Raw genomic sequence first — 19,313 nt, forward strand, 5'->3', positions numbered from 1 at the left:
CGACGAAGCCCCTCGATGCCCATGCAATGGGCCGAGGGGCTTTCCCGTAAATTCGGAGCAATGCTCCCTACCATTCGTGGCGTTGGTAGGCTATACGCGTCGTGTCCGTCGGCCGGTCGATGAGCTGGATGAGACCGCAGCGGGCGAAGCCACTCGTCTCGAGCACGTGCTGCATGGCCTTGTTGTTCGGATGCGTGTCGGCACGCACGTTGCCGTAGTGCTTCAACGCCCACCGGATGCAGTCGCGGGCGGCATGGCGCACCAGACCGGACGAGGCGATGCGGTGGATGGTCACATACGTGTCGTCGTCGAGCCACGCACCGTCGATATGCGCGTAGGTGGGGTCCTCGCCGGGGCACAGGGCGAACTGGGCGAGGATGCGCTCATGTCCATTCTGCGTATCGACCAGCAGCATCGTGCGCTGGTTGGCGATGTCGTCCTTCACGACCTCCTCGCGGGGGAACGTGTTCCCCCACTGCGTGGGGTTGCCGTTGCGGGCCATCAGCTCGCGCGCATGCGCATACACCTTGAGCATATGCGGCAGGTCACGCATGGTCGCGTGACGGAAACGACGGGACGACGCATTGGAATCGGACACCACACCTCACCTCACGGTCGCGCGAGAGCCCCGCACGGGGATTCGATCGGAAACAATCAACTGACGCGCTACGCTACCATGCCCGCCTCACAAACACCGCGGGTTTCCCGTGGACCGGCTGAATGTTCCCTGACCTTCCGGCGACGATCGAAAGGCGTCCTGACGACGGAAACGCCCCGACGCCCCAGCGCCCCGACCGTTCTCTCAGACGACCTTGCGTTCGAACGGATCGGAGCTGATGCCCTTGGCGAGGATGTCCTTGCACCATTCCTTCGCGGTGAACAGGCTGTGGTCGCGGTAGTTGCCGCAGCTTTCGATCGTGGTGGCCGGCACGTCGTCCCACGTGGCCTTGTAGGCGATGAACTCAAGCGACTCCTTGAGCGCCTTGGCGACCTCCTCGGTGGGGTGCTCGCCCCAGGTGAGCAGGTGGAAGCCGGTGCGGCAGCCGAACGGCGAGCAGTCGATGTAGCCGTCGATGCGTTCGCGCAGCAGCACGGCGATCGTGTGCTCGATCGTGTGCAGCCCGGCCGTCGGGATCGCGTTCTCGTTCGGCTGCACGAGGCGCAGGTCGTAGTTGGAGATCACGTCGCCGTGGGGACCCTTTTCCGTGTCGATGTAGCGCACGTACGGCGCCTTCACCTTCGTATGGTCGAGCTGGAAGCTCTCCACCACCGGCTTGTCGGTCTTCTCCGCCATGTTCGTTCCTTTCCGCATACGCCGCGACGGCACGCGTCCGCGTGCCACCGGCGTATCCGCCGCCCATCCTAGTCGCCGATCGTCGGCAGGCGGCCCGTCGCATCCGGCCATCGTTATAGACGCTCGTTATACTCACGGCCGCCCCAAGCCTACACGGTCCGGCTCAGGCCGCTCCGCCGAACGCGGCGATCGCCTCCATGAACCGTGCGCCGTACGCCTGGAGCTTGCGCTCGCCCACACCGTTGACCGCGAGGAACTGCGCATCGTCGGCCGGTTTGATGCGCGCCATGTCGCGCAACGTGCGGTCGGAGAACACGATGTACGGCGGCTTGCCGATCTCCTGCGCGATGGTCTTGCGCAATTCGCGCAGACGCTGGAACAGCGCCTCCTCCTCGTCGCCCGGCACGTAGGCGTCCGCATCGACGGGACCGTTCGTGCCCGCCGCGCCGAACACGGTGGAGGACGCCGAACCGGCAGAGACGCCGAACCGGCGCATCCGACCACCGCCGGACGTGCCGCCGTCGGAGCGCACGGCCTTGCGTTCCACGCGCTTAATCTCATAGTGGAAGTCCGGTGATACCGTCTCCACCGCACGGGTGCCGAAGCGGACGATCGGCAGACTCCCGTCGCTGATGGCGAGATAACCGTCGGTGGCCATCTGGCTGAGCACGTCGCGTACGCACCTCTCCGGCACGTCCTTCAACGTGCCGAAGCTCGGCATGCGTTCCGGATTGAACCGGACGAGTTCCTGCGCCTGCGAACCGCGCAGGATCTTCACGATCTTGCCGGAGCCCAGACCGTCGCGCACCGGGTACGGCGTGGTCTCCCGCCCCAGCTCGTCGTGGTCGAACGTCACATCGTGCACGCAGCGGCTGATGTTGCGCGCGATGTCGGTCACGTCGATGGTGGTGAACGTGCGTTCGCAGTTCGCGCACGCGCCGCACTTGACGGTCGCATCCCCCGCCTCGCCGGAGCCGCCCGCCGCGGCAGGACCGTCCTCCTGCCCGAAGTAGCGGGTCATGTACCGATGAAGACATTCGGTGGTGCGGCAATAGCCGATCATGCCGTCGAGCAATCGGCGGCGGTTGCGGCGCGCGATCTCCTGCTCCTCGGGAGTCATGCGCTCGTTGTCGTGGTCCGATTCCAGCAGACGACGGCGCGTGCCGATGTCGGAATCGTTCCACAGCAGCGTGCACCGGCTGGGTTCGCCGTCACGCCCCGCACGACCGGCCTCCTGGTAGTAGGCTTCGATGGATTCGGGCATGTTGTGGTGGATCACATAGCGCACGTTCGATTTGTCGATGCCCATGCCGAACGCGTTCGTGGCGACGACGACAGGAACCCGGTCGGTCACGAAATCCCGCTGCGCCCTGGCCCGGACCTCCGGGCTCATGCCGCCGTGGTAGGCGACGGCGACGGGCCCGCGCTCCCCCGTCCCCGGATCCGCGCCGGACGCACCTCCCGCGCCGGGACGCTGCGGGACCGACTGGTTCAACGTGTCGGCGAGCTGTTCGGTCTCCTTGCGCGTGGAGCAGTACACGATGCCGGATTCGTCCGGATGCGAGGCCACGTAGTCCACGATCCACGCGGCCTTGCGTTTGCGTTCCATGTTGATGACGTCGAAATACAGGTTCGGCCGGTCGAATCCGGTGACCGTCACCTGTGGCGAGACCAGCCCGAGCAGGCCGACGATGTCGCGACGCACCTTCTCGGTGGCGGTGGCGGTGAATGCGCCGACGACCGGACGGCGCGGCAGCGAGCGGATGAAGTCGCCGATACCGAGATACGAGGAGCGGAAATCCTGGCCCCATTGGGAGACGCAGTGCGCCTCGTCGACGGCGACGAACGAGATCGGCGTGCGAGAAGTGAAATCGCGGAACCGTCCGGTCTCGAGCCGTTCCGGGGCGACGTACAGGAGCTTCACCTGCCCGGACGCCGCCTGGGCGAGCACCATCGACTGCTCGTCCGGCGCCTGCATGCCGTTGACGAACGCCGCCGGCAGGCCCTGGTCGTTCAGCGAGTCAACCTGGTCCTGCATGAGGGAGATGAGCGGCGAGATGACGATGGTGACGCCGGGCAGCAAAGCGGCCGGTATCTGGTAGCACACGGATTTGCCGGCGCCGGTGGGCATGACGGCGAGCACGTCGCGCCCATGAAGAAGCGCGTCGACCACGCCGTCCTGCCCGGGGCGGAACGATCCGTAGCCGAAGTACCGTTCCAGCGCCCCGAGCGCCGCCGCATGCGCATCAACCGTCTGTCCAGGTCCAGTCATGGTTCCACCATACATCCCCGCAGCCCGCCCACGCCGCACGATCATCCCATCCCCCTCCCCATTCCCATAGTGCGGCAACACACTATCTCCACAACGGCGGAATAAAGCCGTTTTGGAACACCGCACCATGGGAGGTTTACCGCACCATGGGAGATGCGGGGAGGGATGGGAGGAATGGGTTACAGCTGGGCCAACGCCTGGTCGAGGTCGGCGATGAGGTCGTCGGCGTTCTCGATGCCGACGGAGATACGGATCAGGTTGTCCGGCACCTGGAGCGTGGTGCCGGACACGGAGGCGTGGGTCATGGCGGCGGGCACCTCGATGAGGCTTTCGACGCCGCCGAGCGATTCGGCGAGCGTGAAGATGGCCGTATGGTCGACGAAGCGCTTCGCCGCCTCTGCCCCGGCCGCGAGCTGCACGGAGACGATGCCGCCGAATCCGCCGTGCATCTGGCGTGCGGCGATCTCGTGGCCAGGATGGGATTCGAGGCCCGGGTACCAGACGCGCTCGATCACGTCGGACGGCTGGGATTCGAGCCACTGCGCGACCTTGAGCGCGTTGGCGGAGTGTCGCTTGACGCGCAGGTCGAGGGTCTTCAAGCCTCGGATGTCGAGCCAGGAGTCGAACGGGGAGGGCACGGCACCGGCCGCGTTCTGCAGGAACGCGACCTGGTCGCGCACGTCGGCGTCGTTGAGGACGACGGCGCCGCCGACCACGTCGGAGTGTCCGCCGATGTACTTGGTGGTCGAGTAGACGACCGCGTCGGCGCCGTCGTCGAGCGGATGCTGGAGCGCGGGCGAGGCGAACGTGTTGTCGACGACGACCTTCGCGCCGTGCTTGTGCGCGAGTCCGGCGGTCAGGGCGATGTCGGTGATGTTAAGCAGCGGGTTGGACGGGGTCTCGACCCAGATGTAGCGGTACGGCTTGGCGGCGAGCGCCGCTTCGACCGCCTGCGGGTCGGTGATGTCGACCACGTCGAGGCCGACGCCCCACGGCACGAACACCTTGGCGAGCAGACGGTAGGTGCCGCCGTACACGTCGTTGCCGAGAAGGATGTTGTCGCCGGGTTCCAGGGTGGAACGCAGGAGAACGTCGATGGCGGCGAGCCCGGAGGAGAAGGAGAGCGCGTATTTCGCTCCTTCGACGGCGGCGAGCTGTTCGTCGAAGCTGGTGCGCGTCGGGTTGATGGAACGCGAGTAGTCGTGGCCGCCACGAAGGCCGAGCACGCCGTCCTGCTTGAACGTGGATGTGGCGTAGATGGGCGTGACGACGGCGCCGGTGGTCGGGTCGGGCTCCTGTCCGGCGTGGATGGCGCGGGTGGCGAGGGCGGTGTCGGCGAACTGGGCGTTGTATTCGGCGGACATGGTGTTCCTTTCAGATGGGTCGTATCCGAGGATACGTCTCCGGCCCGTGCGGACCGGCGTGGTTGTTATCGATATTGGTGATGACGGGTATGTGAGTTCCGGCGATGTCGGGGACATGGCGGGCGGGTCGGGGCGGCTGCGCGCACCGGTCCGCCCCGCCCGGCTACAGGTACTGCTCGACGAGCGAAGGGCGTGCGGTCCGTTCGACCACGTCGCCGTAGCCGTTGGCGCGCATCCAGTCGTCGTCGAAGATCTTCTCCAGGTAGCTGCGGCCGGAGTCGGGGGCGAGCACGACGACGAGCTGGTTCTCGTCGAGGTCGTGCGTCTTCGCGTACTTGACGGCGCTGGCGACGGCCATGCCGGAGGATCCGCCGACGAGCAGCGCCTCCTCGCCGGCGAGACGCCGGGTCATCTCGAACGCTTCGGCGTCGTTCGCCTTGACGATCTCGTCGGGGATAGCACGGTCGTAGGCCTCCGGGTAGAAGTCCTCGCCGACGCCTTCGATGTCGTACTGGTGTACGTCGGCGGGATCGGCCGCGGAGTAGATGGAGCCTTCCGGGTCGGATCCGACGACCACGACGCGCCCGTCGGACGCCTCCTTGAGGTAGCGCCCGGTGCCGGAGATGGTGCCGCCGGTGCCGACGCCGGCCACGAAGTGCGTGACCTTGCCGTCGGTGTCGCGCCAGATCTCGGGGCCGGTGGTGGCGTAGTGGCTGGCCGGTCCGTTCGGGTTGTCGTACTGGTTGGGCCGGTAGCCGCCGGGGATGGCCTTGGCGAGGCGTTCGGCCACCTGGTAGTAGGAGCGCGGGTCGTCGGGGCCGGCGTCGGTGGGGGTGACGACCACTTCGGCGCCGTACGCGCGCAGTACGGCGCGCTTCGATTCGGAGACCTTGTCGGGCAGGGTGAAGATGGCGCGGTAGCCGCGTTGCTGGGCGACCATGGCGAGTCCGACGCCGGTGTTGCCGGACGTGGGTTCGACGATGACGCCGCCGGGCTTCAGTTCGCCGGAGCGTTCGGCCGCGTCGATGATGCGCGCGGCGATGCGGTCCTTGGAGGAGCCGCCCGGGTTCATGTATTCGATCTTCACGGCGATGGTGGCGCGGACGCCGTCTTCGGCGGGGATGCGGTTGAGTCTGACGAGCGGGGTGTCGCCGATGAGGTCGGCGGTGCTGTTCGCGATGGTCATGATCGTCTCGTTTCCTTGTGGTTCCGTTGCGGGTCGGTCGGGTTGGGATGGGATGTCGGTTGTCGTCGTGAACCGGCGTTCCCCTGCGAGACGGTCTGGAGTGGTGCGTTGGCTGTGATGACGGGTGGTTCGCGTGCCATGCGCGAGTTCGATGATGCTTCCTTCACGGATTCCGTCAGGAGTATCGGCACCCCCAACGTGCCAATAATCGACGTGATACCGATGGATACCTACGTACGTGAAATCCGAAACGAAAATCGCGGCGATTCCCCTGCCGCATTCGAATGCCCTGTCTCAAGTTATGCGTCACTGACCGTCCGCCCGGGGGCGTCGGTTAGCGACAACAACACATGAGAATCTGCATGCCTCACACGATACCACCTCCCTCCCCGCCAGCGTGTCGAGAACACTTCAAACGCCCATATCGTGGACAGGTTCGGCTTGGCTCCCTCTGACGAGGGAGCTGCCGGCGAAGCCGGCTGCCGGAGACGACATGTGGCCCATACCGGCAACGGCACGGGCCACACAATCGAGGCAGGGGCATCATCAGGCATGAATCCCCATCAGTCGAGCAGTCAGATCACCCACCGCCGCGCGGCGTGGACCTCGCGTCGCATCGTGAGCCGGCGCGCCACGGCCACGCATACGGCGAACAGCGCCACCGCTTCGGCGAACGGTATCCATGCGACGTACAGATGCCATTCGTTCCAGTTCGATTCGTACCGGATGACTTCGCCGGTCATGGCCTGCGCCAGCCAGGCCAGTTTCACGGAACCGTTGAAGAGGAACAGCCGCATCGCCGCCACGTATGCGATGACGACCACGCCCACGGATGCCGCGAGCCGCTTCGCCCCGCCCGAACACGCCCATGCGGTGGCCGCACCGACGAGCAGCCCCAGCGCCGCGGCGGCGAGCATCAGCGCGAAGCAGGCCACGCCCATGAACAGCCATCCGCCGGGGATGATGCCCGACACCTTCGAGACGCCGCCCGTGGAGGCCGGAATATACTGCCATGCGTACAGGAACCGGTAGGAGAACGGCGTCTGGTAGAGGTCGTTGCCCCACCAGCCGTAGACCGGGGATGCGCCGGCCGTCACCTCGACGGAACCTTGCCGAACGCAATCCACCAACCCGTATTCCAGCGCGGTCATCGCCACCGCCGACAGGGCGCTGGCTGCCACACCGCATGCGGCCGGCGCGAACGTCAGCGAGCGCCGGTCCACGCCGTGGCACAGTTCCGGCCCCACGAACGCCAGGAACCAGACCAGCCCGGCGGCGAACAGCATCAGCCCCATCAATGATTCGATGTCGGCGGCGCCGGCGCCCATCATGGTGTCGAGCGCATACGGCATCCGCACATGCCAGTGACCCTGCAAGGCGAGGTACCGTACGCCACCGCCGATCGCGGCCATCACGACGCCTACGCCGAGCACCGCCGCATACAGTCCCGCGCATCGCCGCATCATGACGCGCGTCTGCCGGCCGGTCCGATGGCGCCGTGCTTGCCGCGCCGTCTTCATCATCGTCGCTTCCATCGCGATCACCTCGTCTTTCCTTCACCGCCGCCGGCCTTCGCTGCGACGAGCCGCACGGAATGAACCTCATGCCGCGCCGTGAGCCGTCTCGCCACCGCCGCGCACACCGCGAACAGCAGCAGCGATTCGACGAGCGGCAGCCACGCGTACAGCAGTGCGAGTTCCGTATGGCTCACGTCGTATTCGTTGTAGAGCGAATCGCCTCGCGTCAGACGTATCCACAACGGGCTGAGCACGCCCACCCATCCGGACCACGTGGGGTCGCGCGTCGCCTCCATCCACGGGAGCACCATCAGCACACCCGCGGCATAGGCGGCGAGCAGAACCGCCACCGCACCGACGATGCGCCGCGCCCCGCCGTCGAGCACCCACATGAGCGCCGCTCCGGCGAGCATGCCGAGGGCCGTGGCGGCGATCATCATCGCGAGGAAGATGACGCAGGCGAGCAGGAACGGCGGGAGCCCGGCATGTCTGATGTCGGCGTACGGATCGCGCGGATTGAGGTCGTAATCGACCCATGCGTTCACGAACCGGTTGACGCGACCCATCATGACGCCGTTGCTCAGCCAGCCGTCGACCCATCTCCAACCGTCGTTGGAACCTTCCGCAATCCACGTGCCGCCCTCTAGACGCCCGATCCGATACAACGGAAGACTGCCCAAGTAGGTGCCGGCATACGCCAACGGCACCAGCAGTACGGTCGAAGCGACTGCCGTGAACAATGCGACACCGCCGGACGTCGCAGCGAACGAACGCCGGGAGACGCCGTGGCACAGCATCCGGTCGAAGAAGAGCACGTACCATGCGACCGCGCCGAGGAACAGCATCGTCGCCGTGAGCCAGTCCAATCGGAACGGAGAGACGGAGGCGCTGCCGGTCAACGGATTGACCCACAGGAACCCGAGTCGCTGCGACGCCAGATACAATCCCCATCGCATGGTCGCCAGCAACAGGATCACGGCGAGCAGCGTCACGACCGCCGGCAGGGCGTCCCGCCTCATCGCGCGGGATTGAATCCCGTTCGGAGGGTGTCCGTTACGCATCGTGATCGCCTCCCGTCGCAGTCGAACCGGCCGTGGCGGCATTCCCGGCGGAGTCTCCCGTACCACCGGTGGCCGAAGTCTCCCCCGTCACGCCGCCATCGCCGGTCACGCGGATGAAATAGTCCTGCAGGCCGAGCCCGCTCACGGCGATGCCGTCGGGCACGTCGCGTTCGTCCACGTGGCCGCGCACGGTGACGGTGGCGAGACGCCCCATGCGCTCGACCGCGACCGGCTGCAGTCCTTCCGCGTGGACGAACGCGTGCACGCTCGTCTCGTCGCCGACGAGTACGGTGGCGCGGGAGGCGACGTCGCCGGCGTCGAACGCGTCGACGACCCGGCCACGGTCGAGGATGACGGCGCGTTCGACGACCTGCGCGACCTCGTCGATAATGTGCGTGGAGACGACGATGACGCGCGGGCGTTCGGCGAACGATGCGATGAGGAGTCGGTAGAAGCGTTCGCGGTTCGCCGCGTCGAGCCCGTTGACCGGCTCGTCGAGCAGCAGCACGTCGACGGGCAGGCACAATCCGGCGACGAGACGCACGATCTGGCGCTGGCCGAACGAGAGACCGCCGTATGCGGCGTTCTCCTTGATGCCGAACGCGGCGAGCATGCGCGCGGCCGCATCGCCGTCGATGCCGCCGTAATAGCGGCCTTCGCGCTTGAGGAACGAGGAGACGCGCATGCCGAACAGGAACGGCAGCGTCTCGTTGACGAGGTGGATGCGCGCCTGCGCGTGCTCGTTGTCGCGCACGTCCTCGCCGTCGAGTTCGACGTCGCCGGATGTGGGCAGGAGCCGGTTGGCGATGGTGGCGAGCAGCGTGCTTTTGCCGGCGCCGTTGCGGCCGAACAGGCCGTGGATGCCCGGTTCGAGCGTGAGGTTCACGTGGTCGAGGGCCGGCGCGGACGCCTTGTGGAAGGTCTTGGTCAGGTCGTTGATGATGAGGCTCATGATCGGTACCCCTTGTCGATGATGTCCTTGAGTTCGTCGGCGCCGATGCCGAGCCGTTTCGCCTCGGCGATGAATGCGCCGACGCGCGTGGTGAGGAATTCGTCGCGTTTGGCGTCGCCGGCCTTGCGCCTGGCCCCGGCGGTGACGAACATGCCGAGCCCGCGGCGCTTCTCCAGCAGCCCCTGGTCGACGAGCAGGTTCATGCCTTTGAGCACGGTGGCCGGGTTGATCTTGTACGTGGTGGAGATCTCCGTGGTGCTGGGCACCTGCTCGCCTTCGGCGAAGGCCCCGGAGACGATCGCCTCGCCCAGCTGTTCGGCCACCTGACGGAACAGCGGCGTGGTCCCCGAAAAATCGAATCGCATGTGGCTTCAACTCCGTTCATGGTGGGGCCGTGGCCATGCGCGCGGCGTTTGCGCACGGCCACGGGCGGCGTCACTCCCAGGCGGTTTTGGCCGGATTGGCGCGCATGTCGTCATACAGACCGAATACTTCATCGTACCCGTATTGGTCGCTGCACGCTTTGACCTCCTCGTTGCCGGTGAAGGTGCCGTCGGCGTTCTTGACGACCGGCCCGGTGGGCAGGGTATTGTAGTCGGCCTTGGCGGCGTAGACCGGCTCGGTGGGTTCGACCCATCGGATGCCCTTGGCGGCGAGACACTGCGTGTATCCGGCGGTGAGACCGGACAGCTCGTCCTGCGTGATGACGCCGTCGGCCAGCACTTGCCTGGCCTCGGCACTGGAGACGGTGTCGCGCAGCCGCGCGATCTCGGGCGCGTACGTCTTCTGGACGCCGTCGGGCACGACCGGCTCCAACGCATCCGCCGGCCGTGCGGCCGCGGAGGTCGAAGCCGGTTCGCCCAGCGCATCGCCGCGCGCATTGACCGACAATCCCGCCAGCGGGATCAGCATCGCGCACACGACCGCGATCGCCGCATATCGCCCTTGAATCTTCATGATGACCTCCTTGCAGCCTGATGAATAATCCGATGCAAGCAACCTTGTCAGTTAGTCAGTTAGTTACTTGTGTAACTAACCATATAACCAACCAATCGCGCCGTCAAATGCGACGTGCCATATCGACACGCCAAACCCACCCGGACTTCAACAATGATATATTTATTGATAGTTTATCAATATCATTACCGATAGATAGAGCGCCATTCCACCCGCACGCCTACGAAAACCAGCCGAAAGGAGGCGACAATGCTGTTGCGCATCGATTCGACGAGACTCCGCTATCTGCTCGAACGACGACGGGAGCGAATCGGATTCGGACACCGGGAAACGCATCTGACCGCGGTCGCGGAAGGGTTGTTCCTCATACTGACCGCGTGCACGACGTCCATGGGCATATGGTGGCGGTTCGGATTCGTCGCGGTCACCGTATACGCCGTACTGTCCACTATCATTACTTGGAGCAAAGGCTACAACGCCGGGAATCTGTACAGGGAGCTGATCGATTTGGACCGCACGGAGATACGAAGCAGCATCATCGCCGTCAACGACGGCAACCGGTATCTGCTCTACCACGACACCGGCTGGGACTGCGACTTCTTCCCCAACCACGCGACGCGCGACGACGAGTCCGAGAACCTTCGCACGCTGACGGAATACTTGTCGCGCGGATTCGACATCCCGCAGGCGGATTTCACGCTCACGCGCGTAGGCGGAGAATCCCACGAGAAATGGTCGGCGGAGCACCACGAGACACGGTTCTATGATTACGTTCTCTACAAAGCCGACGTCACGCACATGCCCGAAGCTTGGAAGGCCGACCGGTTCCACGTGGACTCGAAGGACTGCCGTTGGATGACCGTGGACGAGATGCTCGCCGATCCGCGTATCCGTGAGATCAACGCCGACGTGGTGGGCATGGTCAAAGCACGGATGTAGGAGCCATCCGTCACCAGCCCATATCGCGGGACGTTACAGCGAAGCGGCCTCGATGAGGCGGCGCGTGTAGTCGGACCGCGGCGACCCCAATACCTGCGCGGTGGGGCCGGTCTCCTCGACGCGGCCGCCGTGCAGCACGAGGATGCGGTCGGCGATGTGCTGGACCACGCCCAGATCATGCGAGACGACGATCAACGCCGGACGTTCATCCCGCCCGCCGGCGGCCCCGGAGCCGTGCACAATCGACTGCAGCGTCTCCAGGATCCGCACGCGGGCGGCCACGTCGATGGCGCTCATCGGCTCGTCGGCGAGGACCACCTTCGGCTCGTTGACGATGGCGCGTGCGATGGCGACGCGCTGCGCCTGTCCGCCGGACAGGTCGCACGGGTAGCGGCCTAAAAATTCGCGCGGGTCGAGGCCGACACGCGCCAACGCCTGCACGGTCTTCGCCCCCACCTCGTCGAACGCGTAGCCGAGCGCACGACGGCGCAGCCACAACGGTTCCGACACGGAACGTTCCACCGTCCACCGCGGGTCCAGCGAGCCGTACGGGTCCTGGAACACGATCGACGATTCGGCGCGCAGGGCGCGCATGCCGGCGGAGCCATGCGAGACCGGCTCCCCCCGATACGCGATCTCACCGGCGTCGGCGGCGTCGAGCCCCAGCATGATGCGCGTCAGCGTGGTCTTGCCGGAACCGGACGCGCCGATTACGGCAAGGCACTCCCCCGCACGCACCTCGGCGGACACGTCGAACAGCACCTGACGACGCGTCGGACACGCGAACAGCCGCGTCAGACCGCGCAGTCCGGCGTGCATGTCGCGTGCGGCGAACGACGCGTCGATGTGGCGGGCGGCGAGCAACGGTTCAGTCATGGTGCGCCTCCAGCGTGAGTGTGCGTGCGGCGGCGACGAGTTCACGGGTCGGCGCGGCCTGGGGCGCGGCGAGCAGGTCGGCGGTCGACCCGGATTCGACGATGCGTCCCGCGTCGAGCACATAGCACCGCGTGGTGGCGCGTTGCAGCACGGCGAAATCATGGGTGATGAACAGCATGGACGCGCCCGCGTCGTCGACGAGCGAGACGAGCAGGTCGACGATCTGGCGTTGCGTGATCGAGTCGAGCGCGGTGGTCGGCTCGTCGGCGATGATGAGTCGTGGCGACGTGACGAGCGCCGCGGCGATGCCGACGCGCTGCCGTTGCCCGCCCGACAGTTCATGCGGCCGTTTGAGCAGCACGTCCTGCGGCAACCCCACCTTGCCGAGCATCGCCTTGATGCGGTCCACACGTTCGGCGAGCGTCAGGTCGTAGTGCAGGTAGAGCGGCAGGCCGACGATCTGCGCGACGGTCATCACCGGATTGAGCGCGCGCGTCGGATTCTGGAACACGACGCCCACGTATCGCCCGCGCAGGTCGGCGAGTGTGCGCTCGTCCGCGTAGACGGACGCAGCGCCGCCCGACGTGAGGATCGCCGTGTCTCCCATCGTGATCGCGCCGGACAACGTCGCCTCGCGCGGCAGCAGGCCGAGCAGCGATTTCGCGATCATCGATTTGCCGGAGCCGGACGACCCGATGAGGCCGACGCGCTCCCCGTCGCCGATATGCAGGTCCACGCCGTGCACGATCTCCCTCGCGCCGAGCGCGACGTGCAGGCCGGAAATCTCAACGGCCATCGGAAGCCTCCTTTCGACCGGCGTCATGCGGAACCGCCGTCGCGACCGCCGCCCGCAACGCGGGATTCGCGACCGGGTCGGCGGCGTCGCGCAGCGCGTCGCCGAACAGGTTCAACGCGACGACGACGAGCGTGACGACGAGTCCCGGCCACAGGACGGTCAGCGGGAACACGTTGATGAGTTTGACCGATGTGGCGAGCGAATGTCCCCAACTGGGCACGCCCGCGCCGACGCCCACGCCGAGATACGTGAGTCCCGCCTCGGCGAGCACGGACGTTCCGGCGGACATGGACAGCTGCACGGCGAGCACCGACGTGATGTTCGGCACGATGTGCCTCACGAGCACGCCGAAGCCGCCGGCACCGTTCGCGCGCGCCGATTCGACGTACTGCGAGCGTGCGGCGAGCAGTGCGGCGGGACGCGCGACGCGGGCGAGGTTCAGTCCGTAGGCGATCGAGCAGGCGCCGACGACGACCGCGGCGGACGCGCCGAACGGCACGGCGAGCAGCAGCGCGATGAGCACGGTGGGGATGGAGATGAGCGCGTCGACGACGGCGACGGAGATGGAAGCGAGCGCGTTCGAGCGCGCGACCATGAGCCCGACGAGCAGCAGTCCCAGCGCGCCCGAGCAGACGACGGTGAGCGCGTCGATGGCGAGGTTCGTGCGAGAACCGGCCATCAGCCAGCTCAGCACGTCGGCACCGGTGCCGTCGGTGCCGAGCCAGTGCGAGGACGACGGCACGGCCCACACATGGTAGCCGTCGGTCTCCAGCAGCGGCCGCGGCGTCCAGAACAGGGAGACGAGCGCGACGAGCAGCCAGATTCCGAGCGCGACGAGCGCATAGCGTCCCGTCCCGCGCGACCACATGGTTCGTGCGATGATGCGCAGTCGTGCCATCATTCCTCCTCTCCAGCGGCGAGGCGCGGGTCGAGCGCGCGGTGCGCCAGATCGACGACGAGGCCGAGCGTCAGGAAGAACGCGGCCAGCAGGAACAGTTCGCTCTGCACGGCGACGAGGTCGCGGTTGCCGACGTCGCCGACGAGCAGCGCGCCGAGCCCGGGCAGGGCGAACAGGTTCTCGATGACCATGACGCCGGTGATCATCGAGGCGAACGTCAGTCCGACGACGGAGACGAGCTGCGGGGTGGCGAGGCGGAGTCCGACGCGCAGCAGCGCCTGCGTGCGCGTCATGCCGCATGCCATCGCCATATCGACCGGACCGCCTTCCGCGGCGACGTCCTCCAAGGCGGCGCGCGTGTAGCGCATGATGCCGGCGGCCGCGACGAATCCGGTGGCGAGCGCGGGCAGGACGAGCGAGGCGAACGCGCGTCCGGGCGCGCCCGTCCAGCCGTCGGCGGGGAATCCCTGCGACGGGAGCACGCCCAGCAACCCCACGCCTTGGCCGAGCAGGAGGAGCAGCAGCAGACCGCTCCACAGGGCGGGCACGGCGCCGCCCGCGATGGCGAGCACGTGGAAGAATCCGCGCAGGCGGCGATTCCGCGTGATGACGGCGGCGCAGCCGAGCGGCAGTCCGACGGCGAGCGCGACGACGAGGCTCATGACGATGAGCGGGAACGTGATCGCGGCGCGCTGGCCGACCTGTGCGGCGACCGCGCGACCGGTCAGCGCGGACATGCCGAGGTCGCCGTGCAGGAGACCGCCCGCCCAGTCGAGGTATTGGACGGGGTATGGCCGGTCGAGGCCGAATTCGGCGCGTAGCTCGGCGACGCGTGCGGCGGTCGCGTTGGTGCCGGCCATGACGACGGCCACGTCGCCCGGCAGGATGCGCAGCGCGGCGAACACGAGCACGGAGATGCCGAACAACGCCGCGACGAACAGCAGCAACCGCCGTATCACGAATCGCATCGATGACTCACTTCTCGTAGGTGATCTGCCACAAGGGCAGCACGGTCTGGCTGAGGTTCTGCGGGAAACCGTGGACGCCCTTCGCGTAGGCGATGGTGACGCGCCAGGAGAACAGCCAGTCGGCGGGGGCGTCCTCGGAGACGATCTTCGCGGCCTTGGCGAGATAGTCGGAGGCCTCCTCGTCCGTGGTGGCGGCGAGCGCCTTCGCGTACAGGTCCTGCACCTGCTTGTTGTCGTAGTGGTAGTAGTAGCTGGGGGTGGCCCACTTGTAGAAGTCGTGGCTTTCGGCGTGGTCGACGAGGGAGAGCTCGTAGTCGCCGTTGGTGTGCACGTCCTGCAGCCAGGTGGAGAACTCCACGTAATTAATCTTCAAGTCGATGCCGATGGGCTTCAACTGGCTTTTCAGCTGGTCACCGAGTTCGGTGCCGTACACGTTCGCGTAGGTGAGCGTCAGCTGCAGCGGCTTCGACTCGCTGTAACCGGCCTCCTTCATGAGCTTTTTGGCCTTGGCCACGTCGTGCGGGTACACGCCGGTCAGGTCCTTGTAACCGGGGTCGACCTTGGGGATGGGGCCGCCGAGCTTCGCGTCGACGCCGCCGCGCGAAGCGATGAGCTGCTGGTGGTCGATGGCGTATCGGATGGACTGGCGCACTCGCTTGTCCTTGAGTTTGACGTCGGTCATGTTGAACGCGAGCACGAACTTGTCGGAGCCGTCGCCCGCCTTGACCACGTAGTCGGGGTTGTCGCGGAACGGGCCGGCGAGGGTGGCGGCGATCGGCGAGAGCACCTGCACGTCGCCGCTCTTCAACGCGTTGATTCCCGCGTTGTCGTCGGGAAGGAAGCGGATGATGACGTTCTCGGTCTTCGCCTTGTGCGCGGTCCCCCAATACTTCGGGTTGGCCTTGAACACGATCTTGTCACTCGGGTCGAAGGATTCGACCGTGTACGGTCCGGAGCCGAGCGCGCCGGTCTTCTCGTCCCAGGTCGCGTCCTTGTCGTAGACGAGGCCGGGGCGGCCGGTCAGGTACCACAGCATGTTCGAGTCGGGCGCGGAGAGCGTGATCCTCACCGTGTGCGCGTCGACGGCCTCGGCCTTGTCGAGGTTGGCGACCTGGTCGTAGTTGTAGTATTTCCTCGCCTTGAGCTCGTTGATCGACCAGGCCACGTCCTCGGCGTCGAGCGTGTCGCCGTTGGAGAAGTTCATGTGGTCGTTCAGATGGAACGTGTAGGTGAGCCCGTCCTTGGACACGTCCCAGCTTTTCGCGAGGCCCGGATGCACCTTGTTGTCGGAGCCGCGGGAGACGAGGCTTTCGTACACGTTGCCGATGAGGATCTGTTCGAGCGCGGAGCCGGACTGGTGGCGGATGTCGAGGTTCACGGGGGCGAGCTTCAGTCCGATGGCGACGGTGTCCGCCGTCTTCGCCGCGGACGCGCCGCCGGCGCCTGCTCCGGTGCCGTTCGCGTCGTCCTGCTTGTTCGTGAAGAACGCGTTGACGCCGACGACGAGCGCCGCGACGACGATGACGGCGATCAGCGACCACAGCCATGCCTTCGACCTGCCGCCGTCGCGTCGTTTCGATGATTTCGCGCGGCCTTCGAGACTCGCGTCGGTGCTGGCCGCGCCGGCCGTGTTGCCGTTTGCCGCGTTGCCGTTCGCCGTATCGCCGTTCGCCATATCGCTTTTCGTCGCCTTGTCGCTGGTTGCGCCGGCCTCGCCGTGCACACCGTCATGCTGGGACATGCAATGCTCCCTTGTCGTGGCGCGCGCGTTCGCGGGCATGCTTACGCCCCGCGAATCCACGCGCGTGAATCGTGATTGATCGTCGGTTGACCGCCCATGCGGGTCGATCACCGCGTCCCACTATAGACCACGCCGCCGTCGGCCGCGGCATCCCCTCCCATCCGTTTCCATACGGAACCGCGACGGCGCTTCCGTGGCCGTCATCGCGGCGGTATGCTGGGAACGACGCCCGCGTTCAACGAGGACACGGCGAGAAGGGAACCCGACATGAGCCAGCCATATCCGCCTCCGCAGTACCCGGGACCGCAATATCCCCAGAATCCGCAGTACCCGCAGAATCCGAACGGACAGTATCCACAGTCGCCGAACGGACGATACCCGAGTGGGCAGTATCCGGCGGGGCCGGGGTACCCACCGCCGTACGGTCCGCAATATCCGTACGGCGGCCGGCCGATGCCGCCGCGACGACCACCGCGGAAGAGCAGCGGCACGACGGTCGCCGTGGTGGCCATCTCCGTGATCGTGATCGTGGTCCTCACGCTCGGACTCGTATTCGCCGGCATCGCGTGGAAGGTGAACGCCATCCAACGCGACCTGACGAGCGCCGTCGAGAACGGCTCCGGCGGCTCGGGTTCCGGTTCGGAAGGCTCGGGCGGTTCCGGTTCGGGTTCCAGCGTCCTGCCGGACGACGGGAAGGACATCGTCCCGTGTTCGGCGTCCGAACAGTACGCCTCCTATACGGATCTCGTGAATGACACGTACGACAAGTATGAACGGAAGATCGACGCGGGCACAATCTTCGACGATCTGAACCTGCAGCCCACGCAAGATTCCGCCGACTACGTCCATGATTTCATGCTCATCCTCACGGACCGCAAGGCGGCGCTGCGGTTCGGCTGCGAAATCACCACGAGCGTGGACGAGCTCGACGACATCTACGCGGCGAAGTCGGACGAAGTCAAGGAGCTGGAACGCAAGCTCAACGACCATGAGGATTTCGGCATCAAAATCAGCATCAAACGTTCGGATGGTTCCGTCTACGAGTCCGACGGCGGCGCTCCCCCGGAACAGACGATCTCCGACGTGGAGAACGCAATCAGGGCGGTGCCGGTCACGCCGGGCGCCGACGGCACGTATCTGGGCGTCGGCGAAAGCATCGTCCAGGCGGCGGGACTCAGCGCGAACTACGATTTCCAGCAGATCTACCAGTACTGCTCACGTTCCGCCGACAACGACGAATACACGGTGGCCGCGTTCTGTTCGGCGAATCCGCGCGTGATCTACGTGAACCAGGCGCACGCCGGATACTCGTCCAACATCACGACCCCGTACTATGCGGACGTGATCAAACACGAGATGGGCCACGCGCTCGTCTACCAGCAATGCGGCACGACCCGTCCGCCGGTCGGCGTGAACAGCGAGGCCCTGGCGAACAGCTACGCAATCAAATACCTCGGCGGAGACCGGTCCAACCTGCAACGCAACACGAAGTCCTACCCCGAATACGCGATATCGGACGCCAGCGACCAAGCCGCCGAACGAGTCCACAACAAACAATGCACCGCCGACTGAGAGCCGCAAGCAATCCGCTTCCCTCAGGCGGAGCAGCCCGGCAAAGCCGACCGTACCGGACATTGTCCTCGCTCCCCCTTCTAGGGGGAGCTGTCCGGCGACGCCGGACTGAGGGGGTACGCCACACTCCGCAAACCACAACCCCACAGGCCAATGCATTCCCGGAGCAAGACTCCGGGAATCCGACTTCGTCAGATACAGGTCCCCGTCCGGGTTCGATCCTCAATGAAGTTCCCGGAGTGAGACTCCGGGAATGCGGGAGATGCGGAACGTGTCGGCCATGAACGCGTAGACTCCTCAATGAAGTTCCCGGAGTGAGACTCCGGGAATTGAAGCCCACCGAGAAGCAAGCCAAGAACTGCTGCTCTCCTCAATGAAGTTCCCGGAGTGAGACTCCGGGAATCTCCGTGCTCCTGGCTGAGGCTTTCGGCCGCGATCTTTCCTCAATGAAGTTCCCGGAGTGAGACTCCGGGAATCATGCGCCGGAACCCGGCCCGGTCCGCGATCGCGTTCCTCAATGAAGTTCCCGGAGTGAGACTCCGGGAATGCCCGTTCTCCGTGGCGCGCAGCCATCGGGCCATGTACATCCTCAATGAAGTTCCCGGAGTGAGACTCCGGGAATTCATGGGCCACGCCGACCTCACCACCACCGCCCGTCCTCAATGAAGTTCCCGGAGTGAGACTCCGGGAATGTTCGTCCATGAGACCATGTGGCCCGTCTGGTACGATCCTCAATGAAGTTCCCGGAGTGAGACTCCGGGAATCACGGACCGCAGCAACACTCCGCGCTCGTCCCATTCCTCAATGAAGTTCCCGGAGTGAGACTCCGGGAATGCGTCTCCGGGAGGGGGCGGCGTTTCCATCCGAACCCTCCTCAATGAAGTTCCCGGAGTGAGACTCCGGGAATTTCCTGATCGTGT

At 66.1% G+C, this 19,313-nt stretch carries 17 protein-coding genes and 1 CRISPR repeat array (1 of these 18 running past the window's edge); of the genes, 2 read left to right on the forward strand and 15 right to left on the reverse strand.

Annotation, left to right across the window (positions count from 1 at the left end; all coding sequences use genetic code 11):
- Positions 1 to 67: 67 nt before the first annotated feature.
- The 10 genes from AC1AYN_RS10280 to AC1AYN_RS10325 all read right to left on the reverse strand — a co-directional run bounded on the left by AC1AYN_RS10280 (position 68) and on the right by AC1AYN_RS10325 (position 10,603).
- On the reverse strand, positions 68 to 553 hold the full coding sequence (locus tag AC1AYN_RS10280; protein WP_476503356.1) for an N-acetyltransferase: 486 nt from the start codon (positions 551 to 553) through the stop codon (positions 68 to 70).
- 249 nt (positions 554 to 802) lie between these two features.
- The gene (locus tag AC1AYN_RS10285; RefSeq protein ID WP_034526894.1) at positions 803 to 1,294 is read right to left on the reverse strand and encodes an S-ribosylhomocysteine lyase; all 492 of its coding nucleotides are present in this window, start codon (positions 1,292 to 1,294) and stop codon (positions 803 to 805) included.
- A gap of 163 nt (positions 1,295 to 1,457) precedes the next feature.
- Complete coding sequence (locus AC1AYN_RS10290; RefSeq protein WP_476533126.1) at positions 1,458 to 3,566, reverse strand: RecQ family ATP-dependent DNA helicase; 2,109 nt, start codon at positions 3,564 to 3,566, stop codon at positions 1,458 to 1,460.
- Between the two features lie 179 nt (positions 3,567 to 3,745).
- Positions 3,746 to 4,930 (reverse strand): cystathionine gamma-synthase, encoded by a 1,185-nt coding sequence (locus AC1AYN_RS10295; RefSeq protein ID WP_476533127.1) that lies wholly within the window; start codon positions 4,928 to 4,930, stop codon positions 3,746 to 3,748.
- Between the two features lie 163 nt (positions 4,931 to 5,093).
- Positions 5,094 to 6,116 (reverse strand): pyridoxal-phosphate dependent enzyme, encoded by a 1,023-nt coding sequence (locus AC1AYN_RS10300; RefSeq protein WP_476503343.1) that lies wholly within the window; start codon positions 6,114 to 6,116, stop codon positions 5,094 to 5,096.
- A 575-nt stretch (positions 6,117 to 6,691) separates the two neighbouring features.
- Positions 6,692 to 7,660, reverse strand: a complete 969-nt coding sequence (locus tag AC1AYN_RS10305) for a hypothetical protein (protein WP_476533128.1) — start codon at positions 7,658 to 7,660, stop codon at positions 6,692 to 6,694.
- The gene (locus AC1AYN_RS10310) at positions 7,657 to 8,652 is read right to left on the reverse strand and encodes a hypothetical protein (protein ID WP_476533129.1); all 996 of its coding nucleotides are present in this window, start codon (positions 8,650 to 8,652) and stop codon (positions 7,657 to 7,659) included. The genes AC1AYN_RS10305 and AC1AYN_RS10310 overlap by 4 nt, the downstream gene beginning before the upstream one ends.
- Positions 8,653 to 8,686: 34 nt before the next feature.
- A complete protein-coding gene (locus AC1AYN_RS10315) occupies positions 8,687 to 9,646 on the reverse strand; it encodes an ATP-binding cassette domain-containing protein (protein ID WP_476533130.1) in 960 nt (319 codons plus the stop codon).
- On the reverse strand, positions 9,643 to 10,011 hold the full coding sequence (locus AC1AYN_RS10320; protein WP_476533131.1) for a GntR family transcriptional regulator: 369 nt from the start codon (positions 10,009 to 10,011) through the stop codon (positions 9,643 to 9,645). Before AC1AYN_RS10320 ends, AC1AYN_RS10315 begins: the two co-directional genes overlap by 4 nt.
- 70 nt (positions 10,012 to 10,081) lie before the next feature.
- The gene (locus tag AC1AYN_RS10325) at positions 10,082 to 10,603 is read right to left on the reverse strand and encodes a hypothetical protein (RefSeq protein WP_476503339.1); all 522 of its coding nucleotides are present in this window, start codon (positions 10,601 to 10,603) and stop codon (positions 10,082 to 10,084) included.
- Positions 10,604 to 10,852: 249 nt separating this feature from the next.
- Between AC1AYN_RS10325 and AC1AYN_RS10330 the strand changes: the two genes are divergently transcribed.
- On the forward strand, positions 10,853 to 11,542 hold the full coding sequence (locus AC1AYN_RS10330) for a DUF1206 domain-containing protein (RefSeq protein WP_476533132.1): 690 nt from the start codon (positions 10,853 to 10,855) through the stop codon (positions 11,540 to 11,542).
- A gap of 33 nt (positions 11,543 to 11,575) precedes the next feature.
- Here the strand turns inward: AC1AYN_RS10330 and AC1AYN_RS10335 are convergent, their stop codons facing one another.
- From AC1AYN_RS10335 to AC1AYN_RS10355, 5 genes are read right to left on the reverse strand one after another with little or no spacing between them, the layout of a single operon-like run.
- Complete coding sequence (locus tag AC1AYN_RS10335; RefSeq protein WP_476533154.1) at positions 11,576 to 12,361, reverse strand: ABC transporter ATP-binding protein; 786 nt, start codon at positions 12,359 to 12,361, stop codon at positions 11,576 to 11,578.
- A gap of 49 nt (positions 12,362 to 12,410) precedes the next feature.
- Positions 12,411 to 13,214: an ATP-binding cassette domain-containing protein gene (locus tag AC1AYN_RS10340; protein ID WP_476533133.1), complete on the reverse strand. Its 804-nt coding sequence runs from the start codon at positions 13,212 to 13,214 to the stop codon at positions 12,411 to 12,413.
- Positions 13,204 to 14,115, reverse strand: coding sequence for an ABC transporter permease (locus AC1AYN_RS10345; protein ID WP_476533134.1), 912 nt, complete (start codon positions 14,113 to 14,115; stop codon positions 13,204 to 13,206). Before AC1AYN_RS10345 ends, AC1AYN_RS10340 begins: the two co-directional genes overlap by 11 nt.
- Positions 14,112 to 15,080 (reverse strand): ABC transporter permease, encoded by a 969-nt coding sequence (locus AC1AYN_RS10350; RefSeq protein ID WP_476533135.1) that lies wholly within the window; start codon positions 15,078 to 15,080, stop codon positions 14,112 to 14,114. Before AC1AYN_RS10350 ends, AC1AYN_RS10345 begins: the two co-directional genes overlap by 4 nt.
- A 7-nt stretch (positions 15,081 to 15,087) precedes the next feature.
- Positions 15,088 to 16,821 (reverse strand): ABC transporter substrate-binding protein, encoded by a 1,734-nt coding sequence (locus tag AC1AYN_RS10355; protein WP_476533136.1) that lies wholly within the window; start codon positions 16,819 to 16,821, stop codon positions 15,088 to 15,090.
- A gap of 504 nt (positions 16,822 to 17,325) precedes the next feature.
- Here AC1AYN_RS10355 and AC1AYN_RS10360 point away from each other — a divergent pair.
- The gene (locus AC1AYN_RS10360; protein ID WP_476533137.1) at positions 17,326 to 18,393 is read left to right on the forward strand and encodes a hypothetical protein; all 1,068 of its coding nucleotides are present in this window, start codon (positions 17,326 to 17,328) and stop codon (positions 18,391 to 18,393) included.
- A 219-nt stretch (positions 18,394 to 18,612) separates the two neighbouring features.
- Positions 18,613 to 19,313: direct repeats of the CRISPR family, unit length 36 nt; unit sequence TCCTCAATGAAGTTCCCGGAGTGAGACTCCGGGAAT; it runs 494 nt beyond the window's last position.

Source organism: Bifidobacterium sp. LH_413, assembly GCF_056357015.1.

Coding starts and splice junctions, on each gene's coding strand:
- AC1AYN_RS10285 (WP_034526894.1), bottom strand. CDS start 1,294: ATGGCGGAGAAGACCGACAAGCCGGTGGTGGAGAGCTTCCAGCTCGAC.
- AC1AYN_RS10355 (WP_476533136.1), bottom strand. CDS start 16,821: ATGTCCCAGCATGACGGTGTGCACGGCGAGGCCGGCGCAACCAGCGAC.
- AC1AYN_RS10330 (WP_476533132.1), top strand. CDS start 10,853: ATGCTGTTGCGCATCGATTCGACGAGACTCCGCTATCTGCTCGAACGA.
- AC1AYN_RS10345 (WP_476533134.1), bottom strand. CDS start 14,115: ATGATGGCACGACTGCGCATCATCGCACGAACCATGTGGTCGCGCGGG.
- AC1AYN_RS10310 (WP_476533129.1), bottom strand. CDS start 8,652: ATGAGGCGGGACGCCCTGCCGGCGGTCGTGACGCTGCTCGCCGTGATC.
- AC1AYN_RS10295 (WP_476533127.1), bottom strand. CDS start 4,930: ATGTCCGCCGAATACAACGCCCAGTTCGCCGACACCGCCCTCGCCACC.
- AC1AYN_RS10290 (WP_476533126.1), bottom strand. CDS start 3,566: ATGACTGGACCTGGACAGACGGTTGATGCGCATGCGGCGGCGCTCGGG.
- AC1AYN_RS10280 (WP_476503356.1), bottom strand. CDS start 553: ATGCGTGACCTGCCGCATATGCTCAAGGTGTATGCGCATGCGCGCGAG.
- AC1AYN_RS10300 (WP_476503343.1), bottom strand. CDS start 6,116: ATGACCATCGCGAACAGCACCGCCGACCTCATCGGCGACACCCCGCTC.
- AC1AYN_RS10335 (WP_476533154.1), bottom strand. CDS start 12,361: ATGCACGCCGGACTGCGCGGTCTGACGCGGCTGTTCGCGTGTCCGACG.
- AC1AYN_RS10315 (WP_476533130.1), bottom strand. CDS start 9,646: ATGAGCCTCATCATCAACGACCTGACCAAGACCTTCCACAAGGCGTCC.
- AC1AYN_RS10325 (WP_476503339.1), bottom strand. CDS start 10,603: ATGAAGATTCAAGGGCGATATGCGGCGATCGCGGTCGTGTGCGCGATG.
- AC1AYN_RS10320 (WP_476533131.1), bottom strand. CDS start 10,011: ATGCGATTCGATTTTTCGGGGACCACGCCGCTGTTCCGTCAGGTGGCC.
- AC1AYN_RS10350 (WP_476533135.1), bottom strand. CDS start 15,080: ATGCGATTCGTGATACGGCGGTTGCTGCTGTTCGTCGCGGCGTTGTTC.
- AC1AYN_RS10340 (WP_476533133.1), bottom strand. CDS start 13,214: ATGGCCGTTGAGATTTCCGGCCTGCACGTCGCGCTCGGCGCGAGGGAG.